26 protein-coding genes are annotated in these 25032 nt (G+C 69.4%); 7 read left to right on the top strand and 19 right to left on the bottom strand.

Translation table 11 applies throughout. The annotated features are described in order from the left end of the window. Nucleotides 1-131: 131 nt before the first annotated feature. The 9 genes from GR168_RS15695 to GR168_RS15735 all read right to left on the bottom strand — a co-directional run bounded on the left by GR168_RS15695 (nt 132) and on the right by GR168_RS15735 (nt 8348). Nucleotides 132-518 carry an MmcQ/YjbR family DNA-binding protein gene (locus GR168_RS15695; RefSeq protein ID WP_159371152.1) on the bottom strand — a complete coding sequence of 129 codons (387 nt, stop codon included), beginning with the start codon at nt 516-518 and terminating at the stop codon, nt 132-134. Nucleotides 519-560: 42 nt separating this feature from the next. After that, nucleotides 561-1577: a vitamin-B12 independent methionine synthase gene (locus GR168_RS15700; protein ID WP_159371949.1), complete on the bottom strand. Its 1017-nt coding sequence runs from the start codon at nt 1575-1577 to the stop codon at nt 561-563. Continuing rightward, on the bottom strand, nt 1574-2692 hold the full coding sequence (mnmA, locus tag GR168_RS15705; protein ID WP_159371153.1) for a tRNA 2-thiouridine(34) synthase MnmA: 1119 nt from the start codon (nt 2690-2692) through the stop codon (nt 1574-1576). The genes GR168_RS15700 and mnmA overlap by 4 nt, the downstream gene beginning before the upstream one ends. Next, entirely contained in the window at nt 2692-3912 is a 1221-nt protein-coding gene (locus GR168_RS15710; protein WP_203235864.1) for a cysteine desulfurase family protein, read from the bottom strand. Before GR168_RS15710 ends, mnmA begins: the two co-directional genes overlap by 1 nt. Nucleotides 3913-3981: 69 nt before the next feature. Then, a complete protein-coding gene (locus GR168_RS15715) occupies nt 3982-4461 on the bottom strand; it encodes a DUF4334 domain-containing protein (protein WP_159371154.1) in 480 nt (159 codons plus the stop codon). Between the two features lie 63 nt (nt 4462-4524). Further along, entirely contained in the window at nt 4525-5469 is a 945-nt protein-coding gene (locus GR168_RS15720; protein ID WP_159371155.1) for a lysophospholipid acyltransferase family protein, read from the bottom strand. Beyond that, nucleotides 5466-6452 (bottom strand): GNAT family N-acyltransferase, encoded by a 987-nt coding sequence (locus GR168_RS15725; protein ID WP_159371951.1) that lies wholly within the window; start codon nt 6450-6452, stop codon nt 5466-5468. The genes GR168_RS15720 and GR168_RS15725 overlap by 4 nt, the downstream gene beginning before the upstream one ends. 100 nt (nt 6453-6552) lie before the next feature. Continuing rightward, nucleotides 6553-7509 (bottom strand): electron transfer flavoprotein subunit alpha/FixB family protein, encoded by a 957-nt coding sequence (locus GR168_RS15730; RefSeq protein ID WP_159371156.1) that lies wholly within the window; start codon nt 7507-7509, stop codon nt 6553-6555. A 53-nt stretch (nt 7510-7562) separates the two neighbouring features. After that, nucleotides 7563-8348, bottom strand: coding sequence for an electron transfer flavoprotein subunit beta/FixA family protein (locus GR168_RS15735; protein WP_004019278.1), 786 nt, complete (start codon nt 8346-8348; stop codon nt 7563-7565). A 186-nt stretch (nt 8349-8534) separates the two neighbouring features. On the opposite strand from GR168_RS15735, the gene GR168_RS15740 reads away from it, so the two are divergent. From GR168_RS15740 to GR168_RS15750, 3 genes are read left to right on the top strand one after another with little or no spacing between them, the layout of a single operon-like run. Beyond that, nucleotides 8535-9353, top strand: coding sequence for a class I SAM-dependent methyltransferase (locus GR168_RS15740; RefSeq protein WP_159371157.1), 819 nt, complete (start codon nt 8535-8537; stop codon nt 9351-9353). A 2-nt stretch (nt 9354-9355) separates the two neighbouring features. Beyond that, nucleotides 9356-10918, top strand: coding sequence for a glycoside hydrolase family 57 protein (locus GR168_RS15745; protein ID WP_159371158.1), 1563 nt, complete (start codon nt 9356-9358; stop codon nt 10916-10918). Beyond that, nucleotides 10915-12189 carry a glycosyltransferase family 4 protein gene (locus GR168_RS15750; protein ID WP_159371159.1) on the top strand — a complete coding sequence of 425 codons (1275 nt, stop codon included), beginning with the start codon at nt 10915-10917 and terminating at the stop codon, nt 12187-12189. Before GR168_RS15745 ends, GR168_RS15750 begins: the two co-directional genes overlap by 4 nt. Before the next feature lie 39 nt (nt 12190-12228). Here the strand turns inward: GR168_RS15750 and GR168_RS15755 are convergent, their stop codons facing one another. Continuing rightward, complete coding sequence (locus GR168_RS15755) at nt 12229-12981, bottom strand: acyltransferase (RefSeq protein ID WP_065632672.1); 753 nt, start codon at nt 12979-12981, stop codon at nt 12229-12231. A gap of 125 nt (nt 12982-13106) precedes the next feature. On the opposite strand from GR168_RS15755, the gene GR168_RS15760 reads away from it, so the two are divergent. Beyond that, nucleotides 13107-14444 carry a PQQ-binding-like beta-propeller repeat protein gene (locus GR168_RS15760; RefSeq protein WP_159371160.1) on the top strand — a complete coding sequence of 446 codons (1338 nt, stop codon included), beginning with the start codon at nt 13107-13109 and terminating at the stop codon, nt 14442-14444. Between the two features lie 70 nt (nt 14445-14514). Here GR168_RS15760 and GR168_RS15765 read toward each other — a convergent pair whose 3' ends face one another. From GR168_RS15765 to GR168_RS15775, 3 genes are all read right to left on the bottom strand, one after another. After that, nucleotides 14515-15714: a class I SAM-dependent methyltransferase gene (locus GR168_RS15765; protein ID WP_159371161.1), complete on the bottom strand. Its 1200-nt coding sequence runs from the start codon at nt 15712-15714 to the stop codon at nt 14515-14517. 19 nt (nt 15715-15733) lie between these two features. Next, entirely contained in the window at nt 15734-16708 is a 975-nt protein-coding gene (locus GR168_RS15770) for a class I SAM-dependent methyltransferase (protein WP_159371162.1), read from the bottom strand. Nucleotides 16709-16770: 62 nt separating this feature from the next. Then, nucleotides 16771-17559, bottom strand: a complete 789-nt coding sequence (locus GR168_RS15775) for an enoyl-CoA hydratase-related protein (RefSeq protein WP_058252172.1) — start codon at nt 17557-17559, stop codon at nt 16771-16773. A 127-nt stretch (nt 17560-17686) separates the two neighbouring features. Here GR168_RS15775 and ligD point away from each other — a divergent pair, with 127 nt between their 5' ends. After that, on the top strand, nt 17687-18667 hold the full coding sequence (gene ligD, locus GR168_RS15780) for a non-homologous end-joining DNA ligase (RefSeq protein WP_159371163.1): 981 nt from the start codon (nt 17687-17689) through the stop codon (nt 18665-18667). On the opposite strand, the gene GR168_RS15785 is transcribed toward ligD, so the two are convergent. Continuing rightward, nucleotides 18648-19079 (bottom strand): MarR family transcriptional regulator, encoded by a 432-nt coding sequence (locus GR168_RS15785; RefSeq protein WP_137809016.1) that lies wholly within the window; start codon nt 19077-19079, stop codon nt 18648-18650. The genes ligD and GR168_RS15785 overlap by 20 nt on opposite strands. A 74-nt stretch (nt 19080-19153) precedes the next feature. On the opposite strand from GR168_RS15785, the gene GR168_RS15790 reads away from it, so the two are divergent. After that, entirely contained in the window at nt 19154-19753 is a 600-nt protein-coding gene (locus GR168_RS15790; RefSeq protein WP_159371164.1) for a maleylpyruvate isomerase family mycothiol-dependent enzyme, read from the top strand. Between the two features lie 12 nt (nt 19754-19765). On the opposite strand, the gene GR168_RS15795 is transcribed toward GR168_RS15790, so the two are convergent. Together GR168_RS15795 and GR168_RS15800 are read right to left on the bottom strand one after the other, a co-directional pair. Next, nucleotides 19766-20593: an NUDIX domain-containing protein gene (locus GR168_RS15795; protein WP_137809018.1), complete on the bottom strand. Its 828-nt coding sequence runs from the start codon at nt 20591-20593 to the stop codon at nt 19766-19768. Beyond that, a complete protein-coding gene (locus GR168_RS15800; protein ID WP_058252176.1) occupies nt 20594-21430 on the bottom strand; it encodes an ABC transporter ATP-binding protein in 837 nt (278 codons plus the stop codon). A 99-nt stretch (nt 21431-21529) separates the two neighbouring features. Between GR168_RS15800 and GR168_RS15805 the strand changes: the two genes are divergently transcribed. Then, complete coding sequence (locus tag GR168_RS15805) at nt 21530-22531, top strand: LLM class flavin-dependent oxidoreductase (RefSeq protein WP_159371165.1); 1002 nt, start codon at nt 21530-21532, stop codon at nt 22529-22531. A gap of 21 nt (nt 22532-22552) precedes the next feature. Here the strand turns inward: GR168_RS15805 and GR168_RS15810 are convergent, their stop codons facing one another. From GR168_RS15810 to serB, 3 genes are read right to left on the bottom strand one after another with little or no spacing between them, the layout of a single operon-like run. Beyond that, nucleotides 22553-23002 carry a cupin domain-containing protein gene (locus GR168_RS15810; RefSeq protein WP_137809019.1) on the bottom strand — a complete coding sequence of 150 codons (450 nt, stop codon included), beginning with the start codon at nt 23000-23002 and terminating at the stop codon, nt 22553-22555. After that, nucleotides 22999-23775: a peptidyl-tRNA hydrolase gene (locus tag GR168_RS15815; protein WP_159371166.1), complete on the bottom strand. Its 777-nt coding sequence runs from the start codon at nt 23773-23775 to the stop codon at nt 22999-23001. The genes GR168_RS15810 and GR168_RS15815 overlap by 4 nt, the downstream gene beginning before the upstream one ends. Before the next feature lie 14 nt (nt 23776-23789). Then, nucleotides 23790-25031 (bottom strand): phosphoserine phosphatase SerB, encoded by a 1242-nt coding sequence (serB, locus tag GR168_RS15820; RefSeq protein ID WP_068970709.1) that lies wholly within the window; start codon nt 25029-25031, stop codon nt 23790-23792. Between the last annotated feature and the right edge of the window lies 1 nt (nt 25032).

Consider the following 25032-nt stretch of genomic DNA (forward strand, 5'->3'; position numbering starts at 1 on the left):
AGGGTATCGGAGTGGTGGGACAGACCCAGCTCGTCAACCGATGCCTCATTCGCGCGGTACTGCTTCCCTCCCGCTGATCGGATCCGATCAGCGGGACGGAGACGGGACCGCGGGAGTTTCCGCGCCGACGATCACAACGGACCGAGCTTCGCCACCGACCGTTTGGGTGCGATCTGGCGGTAACTCGTGTCGAGGAGTTCGGCGACCTCGTCCCAGTCGGTCTCGGCGTCGAGGATCAGCCCCACCCAGCCGGCCGGCCCGAGGTAGGCCGGCAGGAAGAACCGCGGGTCCGCCAGGAGTGCCGGCCGTTCGGATTCGTCGGCGACGAACAGGATCGACTGGTCATGGCGCACCTTGCTGCCCTTGACGCCACCGCCGTAGTTGCCGAACATCTTGCCGCAGCGGAAGGTCGGGCGACCGTGCGCGACGACCTCGGTCGCGTCGGGCAGCGCGAGCGCGATCTCCCGTATGCGGCCCAGATAGGGATCCGCGTCGTCGAACATGATCGGGTGCGGCATACCGACGAGAATAGGTCCGCGACGCCGGGCCCGCAGGGGTTTTCAGAGCGCGGAGGGATCGCTGCCGAGCAGCTGACCGGCCTCTGCGGTGATCGCCAAGGCCGTCTTGGCCCACTTCGCCGACGCCCCGGCCAGACCACAGGTAGGCGTCACGATCACGTTGTCCGACAACACTTTGCGGTCCAGCCCGATGCGGTCGGTCAGCGCGGCGAGTTCGGTCGCCACGTGTTCGGCGGCCAGCGGACGATCGGGCGCGGTCGACGGCACACGACCTGCGAGCAGGACGCCGCCGCGGTCGACGAGCATCCCGACCCCGTCGAGATCGGTCGCCGACGGTGTGGTGATGTCGATCGAATACGCAACCCCGGGAAGATGTTCGAGGAGGTCCCACCGCGGTGTGCCGCAATCGTGCAAGACCACCGGGACGCCGACGTGGTCGACGAGATCGGTGAGTGCGCGAGCCACCTCGACCGCCGGTATCGCCCGGATGGGGTCGAAGCGGGTCAGTGGCTTCACCGTGCCGTCGATGACCTGGCCGACCATCGGCTCGTCGATCTGGACCACCACGCGCGCACCAAGTCGGCGTTCCACCTCGGCGACGTGCTCGCGCACACCCTCCGCCGTCGACTCGACGATGTCGCGGACGGCTCCGTGGTCTTTCAGGACTCGTTGCCCGTTCGTCAGCTCGACAGATGCCGAGGTGGTGAACGGACCGGCCACCTGCACCTTGAAGATGCGGCCGGTACCGATGAAACCCGCTGTCTCCCAGAGTTCCTCGACGACGTCGAGGTCCTCGGCAAGCAGGTCCGCGGCGCGTCGGGCCAGGCGGGAGTGGCGTTGCGCCAGCCGGTAACCCCATGTCGCGGTGTCCATCGGCAGGTCGACGAGGATCGCCGCCATCCGGCCGATCAGATCCGCACCGATACCTCGCGCGGGCAGTTCGACGAGGTGGGCGAGATCGAGTTCCCCGTTCACCACCGCGGCGGCCGCACGTGCGTCGGTGCCGGGCATCGACCCCACGCCGGTGCCCACTCCGGTGGGCAGTGCCGCTCCGGTCACCGAGATGCGACGACAGTCGGCTGCGATGAGGTGGTGGCGATGCGTCCGCACCCGACGACCTGGTCGCCGCGTCGGGCATCGGGCAGGTACAGCACCGCGGCCTGACCGCGGGCGACGCCGGTGAGCGGCTCCTGCAGCGCGATGTCGATGGCGGGTTCACCGTCGATCGTGGTGGCGGTCGCGCGCACCGGCGCGAGCCCGCCGTGGGCTCGCACCTGCACCATCGCGTCGAAGGGTTCGTCCGGAGTGACCCCGGAGGTCCAGACCGCGCGCGTCGCGGTGATGCCCCAGACCTGCAGATCGGCTGCCGTCCCGACAGTCACCGTTCCCGAATCCGGGTCGATCTCGGTGACGTAGCGGGGCTTGCCGTCGGCGGCCGGCGCCTCGATCCCCAGGCCCTTGCGCTGCCCGATGGTGAAACCGTGGACCCCGTCGTGCTCGGCGAGGCGCTCGCCCGACGTCGCGTCCACGATCGCGCCCGGCCGGACGCCGATGCGGGCGCCGAGGAACGCGCGGGTATCGCCGCTCGGGATGAAGCAGATGTCGTGGGAGTCCGGCTTGTCCGCGACGGCCAGGCCGCGCCGGGCCGCCTCGGCCCGGATCTCGGACTTCGGGGTGTCACCGATCGGGAACATCGCCCGCGACAGCTGATCACGCGTCAGCACGGCCAGCACATACGACTGGTCCTTGTCGGCGTCGACCGCTCGTCGTAACTCGCCGTCGGTCAGTTGCGCGTAGTGACCGGTGGCCAGCGCGTCGAAGCCGAGCGCCATCGCCTTGTCGGCGAGGGCCGCGAACTTGATCTTCTCGTTGCACGTCAGACACGGGTTCGGGGTGCGTCCGGCCGCGTAGGCCTCGACGAACTCGTCGATCACATCGTCCTTGAACCGGTCGGCGAAATCCCACACGTAGAACGGGATTCCGAGGACATCGGCGGCGCGGCGGGCGTCGGAGGCGTCCTCGCGCGAGCAGCATCCGCGCGAACCGGTGCGCAGCGCACCCGGAGCCGTCGACAACGCCAGATGAACTCCGACCACCTCGTGACCGGCCTCGACCGCCCGGGCAGCGGCAACCGCCGAGTCGACGCCGCCGCTCATCGCTGCCAATACGCGCATCAGGAGATCCTTCCGCCGGGGACCGAGACCAGTCCGGCCGCCCGCGCCCGGTCGACGACCTCGTCGATGACCGCGGCGACCGCGTCGATGTCGGCCTCGGTGGTGGTGTGGCCGAGGGAGAACCGCAGCGACGACCGCGCGTCGGCCATGTCCAGGCCCATCGCCAGGAGGACATGGCTGGCCTGGGCGACCCCGGCGGTGCAGGCCGATCCGGTGGAACACTCGACGCCCTTGGCGTCGAGAAGCATGAGCAGCGAGTCACCCTCACAACCGGCGAACGACACGTGCACGTTCCCCGGGAGGCGACGATCGCCGTCGGCACCGTTCCGCACCGTTCCGTCGACGCCGAGGAGAATGTCGGTCAGCCGGGTCTGCAGGGCGCGGACGTGCGCGGTGTTCTCGTCGAGGTGCTCGACGCACCACGACAGTGCGGCGGCCATGCCGGCCGCACCGGCGACGTCCTGGGTTCCCGAGCGCACGTCGCGTTCGTGGCCGCCGCCGTGCAGCAGCGGCACGCACCCGACGTCGCGACCCAGCAGCAGGGCACCGACACCCTGCGGGCCGCCGAACTTGTGGGCGGTCAGGCTGAGCGCCGAGAGGCCGCTCGCGGCGAAATCGACCGGCAGATGGCCGACGGCCTGGATCGCGTCGGAATGCACCGGGACGCCGAATTCGGACCCGACCGCGGCGAGCTCGGCGATCGGCTGGATCGTGCCGACCTCGTTGTTGGCCCACATCAGCGAGATGACAGCTGTCTCGGCAGCGTGCTCCTCGAGCTCCGCGCGCAGGTCGGCGGGCGAGACGACACCGTCGGCGTCGACCGGGAGCAGGACGAGCTCGGCGCCGGCCTGCTCGGCCAGCCATTGCGCGGGGTCGAGGACGGCGTGATGTTCGATCGCCGAGGTGATGATCCGGCGACGGCGGGGGTCGGCGTTCCGCTGTGCCCAGTAGATTCCCTTGACCGCCAGATTGTCGGCCTCGGTGCCGCCGCCGGTGAAGACGACCTCGGAGGGCCGGGCACCGACCGCCGCGGCGATGGCCTCGCGCGCCTCCTCGAGCCGACGACGTGCGGTGCGACCGGATCCGTGCAGCGACGAGGCGTTACCCGGCTGCGCGAAGACGGCCGTCATCGCCTCGACGGCCTCGGGCAGCATCTGCGTCGAAGCGGCGTGGTCGAGGTAGACAGGCGCCTTCACGGGCGGTCGGCTTGGCACGGGCATCGCTAGCAAGGATAAACGCGCGTAGGTCGCCGACAAATTCCGCGATCGGACGCGGAACGACAGCCCGTCTCAGACCCGCTCGAGGTAGAAGTACAAGTGACGGCCGTCGATGACTCCGCCTTTGCCGTTCATGATCCCCATCACCGTGGTGTCGTCGACGCGCTTGAAGTGGTCGATGACCGGCTGACCGTCGTAGACCATCGACGCGGTGATCTCGCCGCGGAACTCGATCGCCCACAGGCTGGCCTCGCCCTTGCCGAGTGTGGTGTTGGAGTAGAGGTTGCCGTTCTCGTCGCGGCACACCAGCGGTTGGACGTCGCTGCGTGAGGTGAACGTCTTACCGAACCAGTTGGCCTTGGCGAGCGCACCGTTGATGGCGTGCCCGGTGGTGAACTCGCCGCCCTTCCATGCGCCGAGCATCTCCTCGGGCCGTAGCGGCGACAGTCCCGCCCACACGGTGTCGAGGTCGGCGTCGTCGACCCGGCCGTCGACGTCCCGGAGTTCGAAGAACTTGGCGCGCGCGGCTTCTCGGGTCTGAGTGGACGTCATCGTCGGCCTCCTGGAGGTACGCGGTTGATCGTCCGCAGAGCTGCGGACGGCTACCGGAGAAACCTATATCAGGGAACGGGTGATGTCACTTTCCGCGGCCGGGAACCGCCCCGCCACGACGCGCTCACACCGACGCGCCAGCTCGCGACGATCTGCGCCGGGTTCCTCGGGCGGGTGGATGACCATCGTCACGACGAGACCACGCGCCCGCAGGACCCGCCGCAGCGTGTCGGCCGGGGTGTCGGCGCCGATGAAACTCGGTGCCGTCGCCGTGGTCCCGTCGCTGCCGACGAAACGCAACCTCACCGGCACGACCGGCACGTCCGCATCGATCGCGGCCTGGAAGAACGCGGGTCGGAATGCACCGGCCGAGCGTCCGCAGTACGTGGTGCCCTCGGGGAACACGATGACCGACGAGTCACGGTGCAGCCGCCCGGCCACGTCGCCGACCGTCCCCGGCAGACCGCGGAGTGTGCCGCGGTCGACGGCGATGACGCCGAACCGGCGCGCGAGGGACGACACCACCGGCATCCCGACGACATCGGATTTGGCCACCACGTCAGCAGGGCTGATCAGCGCGAGCGCCAAGACGTCGAGGAACGAGATGTGGTTGGCAACCACGAGTCCGGCGCGGGCCGGGCCACCGCGCCGGTCCTCGACGCGGACGGCGATGCCCAGGGCCGCCAGCAGTGCACCCGACGCGGGTCGACGCAGGGGGCGCGGCGGACGGCGACGCAACCGCGCCACTGCGCCGGCGGTCAGCGCCGCCCAGACGATCCACACCACGACCACGACGAGTCGGCACAGACGCCACGCGACGATCGTCGCGCCGGTGACCGCGTCGAACCGCCCGGCCCGCGGTGCACCGATGCAACCGTCGCCACAGGTGCTGATCGGGAACCACGGGTGCGCGAGCGCGCCGGCCGGGCGGGCAGGCGGACACGCGGCGTGTCCGCGTCGGGGACGCTCGGAGCGAGGGGCGACCGGACCGACCAGCAGGGCGGTCATCGTGCCGCGCCCCCGGGCTCCGGCGTGGCGTCCGCGCGGGCCGAACCGAGCCGTCGGGCACTCGATCGCAGCCGGTCGAGGTATCGCTTGTTGGCCCCTTCGCGGTCGAGCAGGGTCAGGAAATCCGCGACGTCGAAGACGTCGTCGACCGCCGGCTCGCCACAGATGCGGGCGCCGAGGCGGAGGTATCCACGCATCAGAGCCGGCATCGCGACCGTGTCGGACGGCACGATGTCGTCGAGCAGGCGTCCGCCGATGCGCGCCGGCGCCAGCGGGTGTGCACGGCGCTCGGGGTCCTGGTGGTCGTCGCGCAGACGGTCGCGCAGGGCGCGCAGCGACGACCCCGGCAGCCATTCACCCGGCGTGTGCAGGGGCACCGACACACAGCCCATCAGGTATCGCAGGTCGGCGTCGTCCATGTACTGCAGCAGCGCCGCCCACATCAGCGCGGTGACCGACCCGTCGCGGTACTCGGAGTGGACACACGCCCGACCCAATTCGACGGTGGCGGAGACGATGTCGTTCATCTCGCGGAGGTCGAACTCGGTGGCCGAGTACCAGCCGCCGGCGGCGATCGCCCGCGCCGGGGAGAGCAGGCGCGCACACCCGACGACCCCGTCGTCGGCGTGGCGGACGATGAGGTGCTCGCAGAAGGCGTCGAACCGGTCGGCGTCCCGTCCGGTGACCGCGTCACCGATGCGGTTGGAGAAGCCGGGTTCGTCGGCGAAGACGCGATACCGCAGTTCCTGGGCGGCGACGATGTCGGCGGGATCGTCGGACACGAGGACCCGGATGGGCCCCGCGGTGAGCAGGGTCGTCGGCACGGCCCGCGAGAACCGAGCGCGCGCGACATGGCTGGTGCGGACTGGCGACTGCATGGCGTTCATGACTCGAATGGAAACGAGACCGGGCATCGGCAGGACCACCGCAGCGTGTCGTGTCGGTGCGGGTTCGATGAACTCGGGCCGCCACCGGATGAACAGGCCTCGCCACGGCCACCTGCGGGTGAACGACCCCCGAACGCACGGTGACCCCCGACGGGGAGTCGGGGGTCACCGGGTCCTGCAGTTGATCAGCTCATGATCACTTGCGCTTCTTGACCTCTTCGGTCAGCTGCGGCGCAACGTTGAACAGGTCGCCGACAACGCCGTAGTCGGCGATCTCGAAGATCGGGGCCTCTTCGTCCTTGTTGACGGCCACGATCGTCTTCGAGGTCTGCATGCCGGCGCGGTGCTGGATGGCGCCCGAGATGCCCAGGGCGACGTACAGCTGCGGCGACACGGTCTTACCGGTCTGACCGACCTGGAACTGACCGGGGTAGTAACCGGAGTCGACGGCCGCGCGCGAAGCGCCCACGGCGGCACCGAGCACGTCGGCGAGTTCTTCGACGACGGAGAACTTCTCGGCGCTGCCGACACCGCGACCACCCGAGACGACGATCGACGCCTCGGTCAGTTCGGGACGATCGCCGCCGACGTTCGGCTCGACCTTGGTGATCTTGACCGCGCCCTCTTCCTGAGCCGGGACCTCGACGTCGACACGCTCGCCGGCGCCGGCCTGCGGCGCGGCCTCGACGCCACCGGGGCGGATCGAGAAGACCGGGACCTCGCCCTTGGCCTGGGCGTCGACGGTGTAGGCGCCACCGAAGATGGAGTGGATGCCCACGCCGCCTTCCTTGACGTCGACGATGTCGGCGAGGACGCCAGAGCCGAGGCGCACGGCCAAGCGGCCGGCGATCTCCTTGCCGTCGGCGGTGGCCGCGACGAGGATGCCGGCCGGCGAGGCGGTCTCGGCGATCGCGGCCAGCACGTCGACCTGCGGGGTGATGAGGTAGCTACCCGCATCGTCGGACTCGGCGACGTAGATCTTCTCCGCGCCGGCCTCCTTGAGTCCGTCGAGGATGCCGTCGGCCGAGCCGGGCTTGCCGACGACGACCGCCGACGGGGTGCCGAGTGCGCGGGCGGCGGTGATGAGCTCGCTGGTGACCTTCTTCAGGGCGCCTTCGGCGTCCTGTTCCACGAGAACGAGTACTTCTGCCATGGTGGTTTTCTCCTGAATGTCTGGGGGTTCGCCGGTGGTCTGCGTGGAGAAGGTCAGATGATCTTCTGGCCGACCAGGTACTCGGCGACCTTGGTGCCGCCGTCGCCTTCGTCGGTGACGCGCTCGCCCGCGGTCTTCGGCGGCTTCGGGGTGTTCGCCGTCACGACCGAGCCGGCGTTCTCCAGGCCCACATCGCTTGCCTCGACGTCGATCTCGGCGAGGGTCAGGACGGTGACCTCCTTCTTCTTGGCGGCCATGATGCCCTTGAAGGAGGGGAAGCGCGGTTCGTTGATCTTCTCGTTCACGCTGACGATGGCCGGCAGGCTGGCCTCGACGTGGAAGATGCCGTCGTCGGTCTCCCGCTCGCCCTTGAGGGTCTCGCCCTCCAGGGTCAGCTTGCGCAGGTGGGTCAGGTGCGGGAGCTCGAGGTACTCGGCGATCATGGCCGGGATGGCGCCGACGCGACCGTCGGTGGCCTCGTTGCCGGCGATGACCAGCTCGACACCCTCGACCGTGCCGAGCGCCCGGGCCAGCACGTAGGCGGTCTGGACCGCGTCCGAGCCGTGCATGAGGTCGTCCTTGATGTGGATCGCCTTGTCGGCGCCCATGGACAGGGCCTTGCGGATGGCGTCGGTGGCGCGCTCGGGACCAGCCGTCAGGATGGTGACCTCACCGCCGTCGGCCTCCTTGATCTTCAGCGCTTCCTCGACGGCGCGCTCGTTGATCTCGTCCAGGACGGCGTCGGCGGCCTCACGGTCCAGGGTGTAGTCGTCGTCGGACAACTTGCGCTCGGACCATGTGTCGGGAACCTGCTTGATCAGTACGACAATGTTTGTCATGGGTCTACGTCGACCTCCTGCATCGGGTTCGGCAACTTACCGGCGGGTAAGGCCATGGGTCCCCACCACTTTAGCGTCTCCTATGCTTCCACTAAACATCGACTACCTCACACAATGCACGCTACCGTTCGCTCGCTCGGTACGACGGCCCCGGCGGTCCCCGGGGCATGCCCTACTCTCTGTCAGATGACTGACGCAGACCTCGGATCGTCGCGCGGGACGGCAACCACTGGTCTCGAGGCGCTCGACACCGACCAGCAATTGGCGCTGACCGGCGAGCGGACGGTCCCGGGGATTCCCGCCGAGAACTACTGGTTCCGGCGCCACGAGATCGCCTACCGCCACATCGCCGACCGGTGCGCGGGCCACGACGTCCTCGAAGCCGGCTCCGGCGAGGGGTACGGCGCCGCGATGATCGCCGACGCCGGGGCGTCGTCGGTGGTCTGCGTCGACTACGACGCCGCCGCGGTCGAACACACCCGACGCCGCTATCCCCAGCTCGTCGTCCACCAGGGCAACCTCGTCGACCTCCCCCTCGCCTCCGCCTCGGTCGACATCGTGGTCAACTTCCAGGTCATCGAACACCTCTGGGATCAGCCGCGATTCGTCGCCGAATGCCACCGCGTGCTGCGTCCGGGCGGGGTCCTGCTCATGTCGACGCCCAACCGCATCACCTTCTCCCCCGGTCGCGACACACCGCTCAACCCGTTCCACACCCGTGAGCTCGACGCGGCCGAACTCACCGAACTGCTTCTCGACGGCGGCTTCGTGATCGACGCGATGTGGGGAGTCGTCCACGGACCGCGCCTTCGCGCCCTGGACACCAAATGGGGCGGTTCGCTCATCGACGCCCAGACCGAGCGTGCGCTCGCCGGCGAGCCCTGGCCGGACGAGCTGGCCGCGGATGTCGCCGGCGTGGTCGCCGCGGACTTCGATGTCGTCGATTCCGGCGTGTACGACATCGACGACTCGCTCGACCTGTTCGCCGTCGCGTTGCGGGGCTGAGGGTGACCACCCGCACCGAACCCGTCCCGGGCCAGTTCACGCTGGTCCTGCACTCGCATCTGCCGTGGCTGGCCAATCACGGCCGTTGGCCGGTCGGCGAGGAATGGCTGTATCAGTCGTGGGCCGCGTCGTACCTGCCGCTGTTCGACATGCTCGAGCGGCTGGCCGCCGACGGTTTCACCGACCAGCTCTCCCTCGGGATCACGCCGGTGCTGGCCGCGCAACTCGACGATCCGCACTGTGCGTCGTCGATGTACGAGTGGCTCGCCGACTGGCAGCTCCGGGCCACGCAGGCAGCGATGTCCCGCGACGCCGACCGAGCCGCGGCGGGCCGCCGTGAGTACCTCGACGCCCAGCGCGCGCTGGACACCTTTGCCTCCCGATGGCGTCACGGCGCGTCACCACTGATCCGCGGACTGGCCTCGAGCGGTGTCGTCGAGATCCTGGGCGGCCCCCTGGCCCACCCGTTCGCACCGCTGCTCGACCCGCGACTGCGCCGGTTCTCGCTGACCGAGGGGCTCGCGGACGCCCATGCGCGGTGGGGTGTCGAGCCGACCGGGATCTGGGCACCCGAGTGCGCCTTCGCGCCGGGGATGGAGATGGAGTACGACCGCGCGGGCGTGCGCCACTTCATGGTCGACGGGCCCGCCTTGCACGGCGACACCGCGCTGGGACGCCCCGTCGGCGACAGCGCCGTCGTCGCCTACGGACGTGACCTGACGGTGAGCTATCGCGTCTGGTCGCCGAAGTCGGGCTATCCGGGTCATGGCGCCTATCGGGATTTCCACACCTATGACCACGAGACCGGGCTCAAGCGATTCCGGGTCACCGGCCGGACCGTGTCCGGAAAGGACAAGAAGCCCTACGACCCGGCGCGCGTCGACGCGGTTCTGGGCCGGCACGTCGAGGACTTCGTCGCGCATGTGCGGCAGCGTCTGGTCGACGAGTCCGCGCGGATCGGCCGGCCCGCGCTGGTGGTCGCCGCGTTCGACACCGAATTGTTCGGGCACTGGTGGCATGAGGGCCCGGTCTGGCTGGAACGGGTGCTGCGACGTCTGCCCGAGGTCGGGGTCACCGTCGGGACACTCGCGGGCGCAACGCAGGCCGGGCTCGTCGGCGCGCCCATCGACCTCCCCAGGTCGTCGTGGGGGTCGGGTAAGGACTGGCGGGTGTGGAACGGCCCCGCCGTGCAGCACCTGGTCGACCTGAACGCCGAGGTCACCGAGACGGCGCTCGACGCGATCGCCAAGCTGCGGCAACAAGGAAGTGCACGCAGCCGGGTCGCCGATCAGATCGTGCGCGAGGCGCTGCTGACCGTGTCCTCGGACTGGCCGTTCATGGTGTCGAAGGACACCGCGGCGCAGTACGCTGTGTCGCGAGCTCACACGCATGCGCATGCCACCCGCGAGATCAGCGACGCGGCGATGCGGGGCCGCGACGACGCAGCCGAGACGCTCGCCGCCGCCTGGGCGCGTGCCGACAATCTCTTTCCCGCACTCGATGCGCGCCGGCTGCACACGGCTCTGACCGCCGACCGGGTCGGTGTCGAGGGGGGAATCCGATGAAGGTGTTGTTCGTGTCGTGGGAGTACCCGCCGGTGGTGGTGGGCGGACTCGGCCGGCATGTCCATCACCTCGCCACCGAGATGGCCGCCGCCGGGCACGACGTGGTCGTGCTGACCCGGCGTCCGTCGGGGACCGACGCGGTGACTCATCCGACGACGGACACCGTCGTCGAAGGTGTCCGGGTTCTGGCCGTCGCCGAGGACCCGCCGGAGTTCGAGTTCGGGCAGGACATGATGGCCTGGACGCTGGCCATGGGGCATTCGTTCGTGCGGGCGGGACTTCGGATTCTGCACGGCGGCGCCGGGAGCGGAGCGATCGGGTCGCGATGGGTGCCGGAGGTCGTGCACGCGCATGATTGGCTGGTCGCCCACCCGGCCATCGCGCTGGCCGAGTTCTTCGATGTGCCACTGGTATCCACGATCCACGCGACGGAGGCCGGGCGGCACAGCGGCTGGGTGAGCGGTCGGACGAACCGGCAGGTGCATTCGGTCGAGTGGTGGCTGGTGTCCGAATCCGACGCTCTCATCACGTGTTCGGCGTCGATGCGCGACGAGGTGAACCGACTGTTCGGCTACGACGCCACCGACATCACGGTGATCCACAACGGCATCGACATCCGTACGTGGCCGTTCGCCGAACGCGCTCGGACGAGCGGTCCGGCCGAGCTGCTGTTCGCGGGGCGGCTCGAGTACGAGAAGGGCGTGCAGGATCTGCTCGCGGCGCTCCCCCGGATCCGGCGCAGCCATCCGGGTACGACGCTGACGATCGCCGGTGACGGCACCCAGCGGGACTGGCTGATGGAGCAGGCGCGCAAGCATCGGGTCGGCAAGGCGGTGCGGTTCGTCGGCCCGGTCGACCACACCGAGTTGGTGACGCTGATGCACCGCTGCGACGCCATCGTGCTGCCGAGTCGCTACGAGCCGTTCGGGATCGTGGCGCTGGAGGCGGCGGCAACCGGCGTGCCCTTGATCGTGTCCACGGCCGGGGGTCTGGGTGAGGCGGTTCGCGAGCCGGACACCGGGCTGACGTTCGAGCCCGCGGATGTCGCCGGTCTGGCCGCGGCGGTCCGGGCCACGCTGTCCGATCCGGGCGCGGCCGCGCAACGAGCACTGCGGGCGCGGGCACGACTCACCGCGGAGTTCTCCTGGGCCGAGGTCGCCGAGCGCACCGCGAGCGTGCACCTCGCCGCGAAGCGTCGAGTCCGGCACGCGATCGGACGGCCCGACATCCCGGAACGTCCGCTGCCCGAACGGGACCCGGGCCAGCCATAGCCCCCTGCTCCCTGAGGAGCCCGGAGCCTGCGGAGGGCGTCACGAAGGGTCCCGCTCGGCCGCGGCCTTCTTCCGTTCGATGTCGGCGAGGGCGCGTTCGAGTTCGGCGCGTTCGGCGGCGTTCGACGCCCAGTCGTCCATCCGGTTCTTGACCACCCGGGCGGGTGCGCCGACCGCAATGGCGTAGTCGGGGATGACGCCCTTGACCACCGCGTGCGAGCCCAGCACGCATCCTCGCCCGACGATCGTGTTGCGCAGCACCGACACCTTGGCTGCGACCCACGTGTCCGGCCCGATGCGCACCGGGCCCTTCACGATGCCCTGGTCTTTGATCGGCAGCGTGATGTCGTCCATCTTGTGGTCGAAGTCGCAGATGTAGCACCAGTCGGCGATGAGGGTGGAACCGCCGATCTCGAGGTCGAGGTAGGAGTTCACCACGTTGTTGCAGCCGAAGACGGTCTTGTCGCCGATGCGGAGGCTGCCCTCGTGGCAGCGGATGGAGTTGCCGTCGCCGATGTGGACCCAGCGACCGATCTCCATGCGCGCGAGTTCCGGCGTCGCGTGGATCTCGACGTTGCGCCCGAGGAACACCATGCCCCGCAGCACGATGTGCGGATTGGCGAGGCGGAACCGCGCCAGGCGGTAGTAGCGCACGAGGTACCACGGTGTGTACGCCCGGTTGCGTCTGATCCAGCGCAGCGAGTCCAGCGTGAGAAAACGCGCCTGGTCGGGGTCGCGGCGTCGGCCTGCGCGCCGGCGGGACCGGTACGACGCATTCCACATGGTGGTCATGACCAGAAACCCTAATCGACGCGATTTTCGCGCACGATAGGCTCACTGCTGGCGCGGAGTGCCGTTCGATGGCATGCCCGGCGCCTGGACCCGACGCTGAACAGGGCACGACGACGAGGAGCAGGATGGCTTTGGCACGACCGCAGGTGTCTCGACGCCGCCGATCCGCGCTGACCCGCCTGCTCGTCGCGCTGACGGCCGTGTGCTCGATGGCGCTCGCCGCCTGCTCGGACGGCCACATCGACGTCCGCTCCGTGCCGAGCGTCGGCTGGCCCAGCTACGGAGGTGTCCCGGGCAACGCCAACTTCGCGTATGCCGATGTGCCGGAAGACCTGACGCTGAGCTGGACACGCCCGACCGGCGGCCCGGTCACCGCACCGGTGACGATCTCCGGCAAGGGGAACGTGGGCGTGACGTCGAATGCGGCGCAGGGCTGCAACGTGCTCGTGCTCGACAGCCGCTCCGGACGCAAGAACTTCTGCAAGGACATGCGGGCCGGTGTCGAGATCAACGCGATGCTCGTCGATCAGTACGACCAGCCCTATCTCGGCGAGGAGACGACCTTTCTCGCCTTCAATGCCGGCGGCGCCATCCGCTGGCGGGCCGGCGTGATCGGCGTACCGCTGTCGGCGAAGTTCGCGGCCCCGAACGAGGTGCTGGTCGCCACCACACAGGGTCAGATCCTGCTGATCGACACCCAGCGCAACGAACTCCTCGCGCCTGAGGTGAGACTGCGCGACGACGCCGATCCCGCGCAGCCGCTCCGCGGCTTCGGCGACTGCGTGAGCAACGGGCCGCAGTGCGCGATCCCCGCCCCCGCTGCCGTCGACACCGAACGAGAACGCTTCTTCCTCAACTTCTTTCCCCAAGGCGCAGCGACGTCGCAGATCCGCGCGATGAAGTACGGCGCCGTTGCCGGGAACCGCGAAGTCCGGACCGCGTGGCAGGCCGACGTCCCCAGCGGCGTCATCGGGACCCCGACGCTCTCGGCCGACGGCGCGACCCTCTATGCGTTCTCGCGCGACGGCAAGATCGTCGCCCTGAACGCCGAGGACGGATCGACGCGGTGGACCTACGACATCGGCGGCCACGGATTCGCGACGATGACCGTCTCCCCGGACGGCCTGATCATCCCGACCGGTTCGCTCGGCGCCCCGCTGACCCTGCTGCGTGATCGGGGCGATGGTGCCGAACAGGTCTGGCAGCGCACCGATCTGGCGACGGTGAGCCTGTCCGCCTTGACCCAGCAGCAGACCGCGTGGACGGTCGCCCGCGATCCCGGCAAGGACTCCCTGTCCCTGGTCGAGGTGTCCACGACCGACGGCGCGACGAAACGGACTCTGCCGCTGCCGAATTCGCGCGGTTTCGCGACCGGCGTCTCGGTGTCCTACTCCGGACAGATCGCGACCGCGACCAATCTCGGCGAGGTGTACTTCTTCGACAGCAAGGCCGATCTCGAGTAGGTGTTCGTAGAGTGCGGGATTCGTACCGGAAACCGATACAGATCCCGCACTCTGCGTGGTCGGGTTCGTTTCAGAACCGGACACCCGGCTCACAGATGAACGCGACACCCTTGCGCCCGATCCGGGTCAGCACCACCGACAACGGCCGGGAGCCTCTGAGCTTGAGCTTCTTCCGCAATCGGTCGGGGTCGACGTCGAGTCCGCGGACGAGGATCTCGAGGGGGCCGCAGTCGAGCGCCGCGAGCGCCTTCCGGAGCGCCTTCTCGGTCACGCCCGTCTGCTCGATCACCCGGAATCCGCGGGCGCCGTCGGGGACGGAATCACCCGTGAGATAGGCGATCTGCGGATCGAGTTGCCAGAGCCCGGACCGGTGCGCGTAGTGCTTGACCAGCCCGGCGCGCACGATCGCCCCGTCCGGGTCGACGATCCACTCCCCCGCCTCACCGGCCGGCACCTCGTCGTCTTCGCGGTCGGTGACCTCGACCTCGGCGACTGTTCCGTCGGCGCGGGTGCGGAGCACGGTGGCCCGACGGCCGGGCTCCACACCCGGGCCCGTCCACAGGCACGCCTCGCGCACGCCGCCGTCGAGTGAGGTGACCTGGACCTCGCCGTCGAAGCCATAGCGGTTTCGCAGCATCTGATGATCCAGTCCGGGAGCGCATTTCACGATGAGCGCGCGGCCGGGGTAGGTGGTCAACAGCTCGAAGAGCGGTGGGGTCAGCTGATCGAGTCGGAAGATGCGGCCCGCGTCCGATCGCCGCGCGGGATCGGCGAGGAGCACGTCCGCGGTCGAGGTCGGGGTGAGCGCGTCCGCGACCAGCAGCGTCGCCTCCGGCACGTTGGAACGCGCCATCGCGAGCCGGACCCGGTCGATGTCGCTGCCGATGACACCCGAGATACCGTTGGCGCGCACCAGCTCTCGCAACTCCGCCCCGATCGAACAGGTCAGGTCGTGCACCACCGATTCCGGGAACCGCGCCGCGATTTCGGCCGCACGGTGCGCGGCGACCACCGACGCGGTCGCCTGCTGCAGGGCGTCATCGGTGAACAGGAGACCCTCGGCATCGCGCAGCTTCGAGCGGGCGCGCCTACGACACTGCACCGTCTCGATCAGCGCGGCGTCGTGGGGCGCGTATCGGCTGCGTACCTCGGTGATGTCGGCCAGCATCGTCGACGGGGTGAGCTCGAGGCCGGCCACCGTGTCGAGCGCCTTCTCGCCGTGCCGCGACCGCAGGAACGCGACATCGTCGAGATCGAAGGAGTAGCCCATGGCCTGACGACGGAACCGCCTACTGCGGCTTCGTCCCCGTCACCACGACGTTGTAGAAGAACTTCGGGGGTACGACCTTGCGCAGCACGTTCTCGTCGAGCCAGGTCAGCCGCTTCCAGCCACCGAAGGCAAAGCGGGCCCAGCCCCAGCCGAGCTTCTCCGGCGGCACAGCGGCCTCGAAGGAGCGGACCGGCCAGCCGAGCATCGCGGCGGCCAGTTCCTCGGTGGCGGTGGCCACCTTCTGCGCGCCGGCGGCGCGGGCGATGCCGGCGAGCTCGTCGGGATCGAAGGTGTGGATGTCGACGACGGCCTCGAGCGCGGCCGCACGCGAGGACTCGTCGAGTTCCTCCTGCGGGCGCCGCCACCCCTGCAGCGGACCGAGCTTCGTGACGTTCGTCGTGGCGAACCACGTCGCCCGACTCATCCAGCGCGCGTAGAAGTCACCGATCGTCGACGGCTCACCCGCGAAGATGAACCGCCCGCCGGGCTTGAGGACCCGCAGCACCTCGCGCAGCGCCTGCTCGACATCGGGAATGTGGTGCAGCACAGCATGTCCGACGACGAGGTCGAAGGTGTCGTCGTCGTACGGGATCTTCTCCGCGTCGGCGACCCGGCCGTCGACATCGAGACCGAGGTTCTCCGCATTGCGAAGGGCGACCTTGACCATCCCCGGCGAGAGGTCGGTGACCGACCCCTTCGACGCGACACCCGACTGCATCAGGTTCAGCAGGAAGAAGCCGGTGCCACAACCGAGTTCCATCGCGCGGCCGTACGGCAGGGGCTCCTCGGTGGCCACGGCGTCGAAACGGCCACGCGCGTAGTCGATGCAGCGTTCGTCGAAGCTGATCGACCACTTCTCGTCGTAGGTCTCGGCCTCCCAGTCGTGGTAGAGCACCTGGGCGAGTTTGGTGTCGGTGAGGGCCGCCTTGACCTGTTCCTCGGTGGCGTGCGGATTGGGAGCGGGATCGGTGCCCGGTGTGGCGTCGGTGGTCATGATCGCTTCCTGTGTGCGTGGTGATGGGGTGCTGTGGTCGAGGGGTACGCGGCGACGACGGCTCAGCGGCCGACGAATTCCGCCTTCCCGGGGCCGTTCTCGAGGAACGAAGTCAGACCGATGGCGCGGTCCTCGGTCGCGAATAGCGGGGCGAACAACTGCTCTTCGATCTTGAGCCCGGTGTCGAGGTCGACGCCGAGCCCCTGATCGACGGCCTTCTTGATCGCGGCGAGCGCCACCGAGGCGGCGCCGTCGAACTGTCCGGCCCAGGCGAGCGCGGCGTTGTAGACCTCGTCCGGCGCGACGACCTCGTCGACGAGTCCGATCGCCAGTGCCTCCGCGGCGTCGACGAAGCGGCCGGTGAACATCAGATCCTTGGCCTTCGACGGCCCGATGAGACGTGCCAGCCGCTGCGTGCCGCCGCCGCCGGGGATGAGACCGAGCAGGACCTCGGGCAGCCCGAGCTTCGCGTTGTCGCCCGCGATCCGTCGGTCGGCACCCAACGCGACTTCGAGGCCACCGCCGAGCGCGTACCCGGTGATGGCCGCGACGGTCGGCTTCGGGATGGCGGCGATCGCGCCGAGATCGCTCTGCAGGCGACCCGCCACCCGGCTCATCTCGGCGTAGCCGACGTCCCGCATCTCCTTGACGTCCGCGCCGGCCGCCAGGATCTTCGGGCCGCCGTAGACGACGACGGCCTTGATGTCGGCGCGGACCGTGGCCTCCTCGGCCGCGGCGGCCAGTTCGGCCTGCACCTGCCGGCTCAACGCGTTCATCGGCGGCCGGTGCAGCAGGATGGTGCCGACCCCCGGATGAGCGTCGGAGCACTCGAGGGTCACGAACTCAGGCATGGTCGAAGGCTACCGGTAGGTAAGTCCGATCGATGCCCCAGCCCGACGACCCAGGCCGACGACCCGGCACGCACGACGCGGCCCGGAGTCCGCCGCCCACCGGCATCGGAGCCATACAGTGGCGGTCATGGCGAAAACGTCGGGTTCCGCAGGTGATCCCATCGAGCTCGAGGTCGGCGACCGCACCGTCCGGCTGTCGAGTCCCGACCGCGTCTACTTTCCCGAGCGCGGTGAGACCAAGCGCGATCTCGCCGAGTACTACCTGTCCGTCGGCGACGGGATCGTCCGTGCGCTGCGCGACCGTCCGTGCATGCTGCACCGGTTCCCCAAGGGCGTCAGCGGCAACAAGGTCCACCAGAAGCGCATCCCCGCCGGTGCGCCGGACTGGCTGGAGACCACCGAGATCTACTTCCCGCGGTACGGCCGCACCGCCGACGAACTGTGCGTCACCGAACTGGCATCGGTGATCTGGGCGGTGCAGATGTCGACCGTCGAGTTCCACCCCTGGAACTCACGACGCGACGACCCCGAGTCGCCCGACGAGTGGCGTATCGACCTCGACCCGATGCCCGACTGCACGTTCCCCCGGATCCGGCGCGTGGCGCACGTCGTCGAAGAAGTGCTCGACGAACTGGGTATGCGCGGGTTCCCCAAGACCTCGGGCGGTCGCGGGCTGCACATCTACGTCCGCATCGCGCCGGAGTGGGGCTTCCCGCAGGTCCGGCGTGCGGCTCTCGCGTTCGCCCGGGAGGTCGAACGTCGGGCGCCCGACGACGTGACGACGACCTGGTGGCGCAAGGACCGCGACCCGGCGGCGGTCTTCGTCGACTACAACCAGAACACCCGCGACCACACCATGGCCTCGGCCTACTCGGTGCGTGGCAACGAGCGGGCCACCGTGTCGACGCCGATCACCTGGGCCGAGATCGACGACATCGAACCCGACGATTTCACCATCGCCACCGTGCCGGCCCGGTTCGCCGAACTCGGAGACCTGCACGCGGAGATCGACGACGTCGCGCACCGACTCGACACCCTCATCGACTGGGCCGACCGCGACGACATCGGCACCGACGAGGACGCCGAGATCATCGATATGGATCGGTGACGTCGCGTAACGACCGCAATGCCTCTTCCAGGGCGGCGAACTGAGCGTCGCCGAGATGCTCGCGCCACTCCTGCTGCTGCGCCTCGACCTCACGCGCGGCGACCTCGCACAGGTGAACGCCCCGCTCACTCAGCGTCACCAGCCGGGCGCGACGGTCGGACGGGTCCGGCACCCGGGTCAGGTAGCCAGCCGCCTCGAGCTGGTCGACGATGCCGCCCGCGGTCTGCTTGGTGACACCCGCCTGCTCGGCGAGATCGGTCAGCCGCATGGGTTCGGGTGCCAGCCGCTGTAGCACCCGGGACTGCGCCGGAGTGATGTCGTCGGCCCCTTCCTCGGCGATCCGTGCCAACACCCGGCGCTCGGTCGCGCGATGGGCGATGAACATCAGGACGGCGATCTGCGGGTCGGACACGACGTTGACTTTAGTACGAAACCCTGACTAATATCAGTCAGGGAACCTGACTATCTGTGCGGCGGGAGCGACCGATGGACACCGACCTCATCTGGCAACGCATCGACGAGCAACGACTCGAACTCGCCGGACTGATCGAGACCCTCACGCCCGAGCAACTCGCCACCCCGTCGCTGTGCGACGCGTGGACGGTGCGCGACGTCGCGGTCCACCTCACCCACTCCCACACCTCACCGGCACGAGCGATGATCGCCGCGTGCCGATACGGATTCCGGTTCAACACGATGATCCGCGAACTCGCGCTGCGCGACGACACCACGGCGGATCAGGCCGCCTCGAAGTTGCGCGCCATGGTCGGTTCGCGTCGGCATCCGATCGGGACGACTCCCATGGCGCCGCTGCTGGATTCGCTCCTGCACGGGCAGGACATCGCGGTCCCGCTCGGACTCGACCGGCCGATGCCGACCGACGCCGCGACGGCGTGCGCAGACTACCTGTGGTCGACGGGTTTCCCGTTCCACGCACGTCGCCGAAACGAGGGACGACGCTACGTGGCCACCGACAGCGACTTCGCGGCCGGGACGGGCGCGGTCGTCGAGGCGCCGATCCGCGACATCGTCATGCTGTTCGGCGGACGGACGAACGCCGCCGGGGCACTGGCGCCCTCAACCTGACAGCGCGTCCGGTCAGAGCGTGATCTCGGGCGGCTGCTGATCGCCGAGAGTCCGGAAGTACTCGTCGGAGCCGGGGAAACCGAGGCCGGCCAGCCCGGCGCCGGGTGTCACGTTCGGCAGGATCGGTTCGATGACACGCTCGGCGTCGAGCAGTTCGTCGATGGTCGAGAACTGCGAGACGTAGTTGAGCTGCGACCACGTGGGCGGCATGAGGAAGTGCTGGCCCGCGGCCCAGGAATCGATCGCGACCCGGGCGTTCACCCACCGGGCGACCTCGGCTTCGGTGGTCTCGGCGTCGGCGTGCTGTCCGTCGGGCATCGCGGCCAGGAAGAACCGGGTGTCGTAGCGTCGCTTCTCGTTCACCGGGGTGATCCAGTGCGCGAGCGGACGCAGCAGATCGGCACGCAGCGTCAGTCCGCGCGCGGTGAGGAACTGCGCGAACGACAACGACTTCTCGACGAGGCGTTGCCGATCCTCGGCCAGTCCCTCCGGGTCGGCGAAGGCGCCGTCGGCATCGGTCGCGAGCAGGACGCCGCACTCTTCGAACGTCTCGCGGACGGCCGCGCACACCAGGGCCTGGGCGATCTCGGCGTCGCTGCCGAATTGCCCGGCCCACCAGGTGGCCTCGGGACCCGTCCACGCCAGGTCGGCGTCGGCGTCCCGCTTGTCGACGCCGCCGCCCGGGAACACCGTCATTCCCCCCGCGAAGGCCATCTGCTTGACGCGGCGTTGCAGGAAGACCTCGATGCCGTCGGCAGCGTCGCGGACGAGCACGACGGTCGCGGCATCCCGCAACGGTGCGGACACGATGTCCGGGCCCTGCTGCTGTGTCGACGTCATTCAGTTACCTCCTGCTGCTCGACGGTGGCCACCCGCACGGCGCCGGCGCCGCGCGAAGTACCGGCCGTCGACTTTGTCCAGAACGATCTGCTGGCGGAAGGCGGCGGTGAGGTTCTCACTCGTGAGTACCTCCTCGAGCAGCCCCTGGGCCACCACGCCACCCTCGGACAGGATCATCGCATGTGTGAAACCTTCGGGGATCTCCTCGACGTGGTGGGTGATCAGCACGATGGCCGGGGCGTCGGGGTCGGCGGCCAGACGCGCGAGACGATCGACGAGTTCTTCGCGGCCACCCAGGTCGAGCCCGGCGGCCGGTTCGTCGAGCAAGAGCAGTTCGGGGTCGGTCATCAGCGCGCGCGAGATCACGACACGCTTGCGCTCGCCCTCGGACAGCGTGCCGAAGCGACGGTCCGCGAGGTGCTCGGCGCCCATCGATTCCAGCGATTCGACGGCCTGCGCACGGTCCATGGCGTCGTAGCTCTCGCGCCACCGCCCCAGGACCGCATATCCCGCCGAGATGACGACGTCGCTGACGATCTCCTCCGGCGGCACTCGATCGACCAGCGACGGGCTCGAGACCCCGATCCGGGTCGACAGCTCGCGGATCTCGACCCGGCCGAGCTTCTCGTTGAGCACGAAGGCGGTGCCCGACGTCGGGTGGATCTCCGCCCCGGCCAGTCGGATCAGTGTCGTCTTGCCCGCGCCGTTGGGTCCGATGATCACCCAGCGTTCGTCCAGTTCCACCTGCCACGACAGCGGGCCGACGAGAGTCTTGCCGCCTCGAACGACGGCGACGTCGCGAAAATCGATCAAGAGGTCGGGATCGGATTCGGTCACTCCCCCATCCTGCACCACGAGGGAATGGTCGACCCGTTCGACTCACGGCAGACCGGACGGCGGGAATAGTCCGGGGCGTCGGCCGCATTGAACATCGTCGTGACCCCTTCGAACCTCCCCTTGTCGATCCTGGATCTCGCGCAGATCGGTCGTGACGAGACTGCCGCGCAAAGCCTGTCCGCCAGTGTCGATCTCGCACAGAACGCGGAGAAGTGGGGCTACCGCCGGATCTGGTACGCCGAGCACCACAACATGTCGGCCATCGCGTCGTCGGCGCCGGCGGTGCTCATCGCACACATCGCCGCGCACACCTCGACCATCCGTCTCGGCGCCGGCGGCGTGATGCTGCCGAACCATTCCCCGCTGACCATCGCCGAGCAGTTCGGCACCCTCGCCGAACTCCATCCCGGGCGCATCGACCTCGGGCTCGGGCGCGCGCCCGGCAGCGATCAGCAGACCTTCGCGGCCCTGCGCCGCACCCACGCCTCCGCGGAGCGGTTCCCGCACGACGTCCTGGAGCTGCAGGCCTTCCTCGGCGACGAGTCGCGTATCGAAGGCGTTCGCGCGACCCCGGGCGCGGGCACCCACGTGCCGCTCTACATCCTCGGCTCGTCGCTGTTCGGCGCGCAGCTCGCCGCGGCCCTCGGACTTCCGTACGCCTTCGCCTCCCACTTCGCGCCGCAGGCGCTCACCGAGGCCGTGGCGTTGTACCGCCGCGAGTTCCGGCCGTCGGAGGTCCTCGCCGAGCCCTACGTCATCGCGGGTGTCGGAGCGATCGCCGACGAGGACGCCGACCGTGCGCAGGCGCAGCTGCAGATCGCGAAACGTCAACGCGTGTCGCTGCTCTACGGCCGCGGCCGGACCTTCACCGACGAGGAAGCCGACGCCATCCTCTCGATGCCGCAGGGACGCCAGATCGACGAGATGCTGACGTACTCGGGTGTCGGGACGCCGGGCGAGGTGCGCGACTACCTCTCGTGGTTCGCCGGGCACGCCGACGCAGACGAGCTGATCGTCGCGTCGCTGGCGCCCGATCGTGACGTGTGGCTGGGCACCTTCGGCCACCTCGCGCCGGTGAACTCACCGGTCGCCGCCGGCTGACCGAGATCCGAGGGCAGACCGTCAGGCCAGCCGGAAGTCCTCGAAGTCGAACCCGGGCACGACGATACAGCTGACTAGTGACGGCTCGTCCCCGGCGGGCCGTGCACGCTGCCACACGCCCGGCGGCACGAGCGCCTGGGGTCGGTGACCGGCCTCGATGTCGGGTCCGACGAGAACTGTCGTCGGGTCACCGGGGACATCGGCGTCCCCGCCGAGATCGAGTTCGACCGGCGCTCCTCGATGGTGCAGCCACAGTTCGGCGCCGCGTACCGTGTGCCACGCCGACTCGTCGCCCGGCATGAGGACGAAGTAGATCGCCGTGCCGGCGGCACGGTCGCCGGTATAGCCGTCGGCAAGCGACGCCGACGGCACGACGACGTCGCTCCGCCACGTCTCCCGGAACCAGCCGCCTTCCGGATGGGGTTGCAGATCAAGAGCTTTCACCCATTCCGGCGGTACCGCAGCGCTCACGTGTCCTCCTGGGCCCGGATGACCTCGGCGATGACGGTCACCGAACCGGGCGCGATCTCGGTGAACCCGGCGTCTCGAACGGCCACCGCCCTCCCGGCGGCATCGGCGGAGAGCAGTTCTCGCCACCGCCCGGGCGTGGCCTGACGGACCGCGAGCGGGCAGTCGTCCCGACGCCACTCGATCGCGTCGTCCGCGGAGAGGAGCTTGGCCGCCAGCATCGACGCGTGACCGACCTGCGCGGCCAGTTTGCCGACAGTCATCGGCAGGTCGGGATTGGTCCACAGCACGACGCCCGAGACCGGCGGCTGCTCGGGCAGCTCTCCCTCGACCTCGGTCCCACCGATCTGCAGCTTCGCCACACGCCGGTCGAGGTCACCGACGCGGCCGGGCACGAACGCCCGTGCCGACGCCCCGCCCTCGGTCGCGGTCACACCCCAGACCTCCTGCGCGGCAGCCCATTGCGCGCCACGCGCGCGCCGGGCGATCTTCCGGATTCGTGCGTCGCACCAGGCGTCCATCGCCGCCGACCACGGACCGTCGCCCGCACTTCGTTCGTCGAGGCACAGTAACGCCACCGCTCGCGCTGCCGCGGTCAGCAGTTCGGTGCGGTCGGGCGGATCGTTCTTCTCGATCCGGAGCACCATCGCCATCGCCAGGACGTCGGCGGGGTCAGACGGGTCGTCACCGCCTCCGACGTAGGCGACCAGCCGCCGATGATCGGCCACGATCGCTTCCGGATCGACCTGCGGAGAGACCGTGCGCTCGGATCCCATGGAGCGGTGCGAGGTCAGCCCAGGGGTACCCGGCGATAGACGCCGTCGGCGGCGTCGGCCGCCTCGATCTCGTCGCGGGAGACGCCCAGGATGAACAGGACCCCGTCGAGAAACGGGTGATTCAGCGTGGCGTCGGCGACCTCGCGCAGCGCCGGCTTCGCGTTGAAGGCGATTCCCAGCCCGGCGACGCTGAGCATGTCGATGTCGTTGGCGCCGTCGCCCACCGCGATCGTCTGCTCCATCGGCACCCCGACCTGATCGGCGAACGACCGCAGCGCGTGCGCCTTGCCCATCCGGTCGACGACCTCGCCGACGACCCGGCCGGTCAGTTTCCCGTCGACGATCTCCAGGGTGTTGGCCCGGACGAAGTCGAGTTCGAGTTCGTGCGCGAGTCCGTCGATGACCTGACGGAAACCGCCGGACACGAGACCGCAGTGGAATCCGAGGCGGTGCAGCGTACGGATCGTCGTCCGAGCACCGGGGGTCAGTTCGAGTGACTTGGCGACATCGTCGAGAACACTCGCGTCGAGTCCGGCCAGGGCCTTGACGCGTTCGTGAAGGGACTGCGCGAAATCGAGTTCACCTCGCATCGCCGCCTCGGTCACCGCGGCGACCTCGGCTTCGCGGCCCGCGTGCGCGGCGAGCATCTCGATCACCTCGCCCTGGATGAGGGTCGAGTCGACGTCGAAGACGATCAGGCGCTTGGCGCGCCGAGCGAGTCCGCCGCGCTCCACGGCGATGTCGACCGAATGCTTCGCAGCAACCTCGGCGAGGCCTTTGCGGAGGGCGGCGTCGGCGGCGACACCACCCCGGCCGGCAACGCTGACCATGAGTTCGAGGCCGGTGAGCGGGTAGTCGGCGATTCCGCGGATCGAGTCGATGTTGCCGCCCTGGCTCGCCAGTTTCGCCGCGACGGCGCTGAACGCGGTGGCGGTGACCGGGCTGCCGAGGATGACGACGGCATGCGACGACGGCGAACGGCTACCGGGATCGACCCCGATCTCCACCCGGACGTCGAAACCGATGGACGCCATCGCCTGTTCGACGACTTCCTGCAGCGCCTCGGGGTCGCCGGTGGAGGACACCAGCACGCCGAGGGTCAGCTGTCCGCGGATGACCACCTGCTCGACGTCGAGCAGTGCAACGGCCTGACCGGCCAGGGCACCCATGAGAACAGAGGTGACACCTGGCCGGTCGGGACCGGTGACAGTGACCAGGACGGTCGTACCGGAACTGGCTGTCGAGTCCTTGCTCACC

The sequence above is a fragment of the Gordonia sp. JH63 genome, assembly GCF_009856645.1.
Classification (GTDB): domain Bacteria; phylum Actinomycetota; class Actinomycetes; order Mycobacteriales; family Mycobacteriaceae; genus Gordonia; species Gordonia hongkongensis.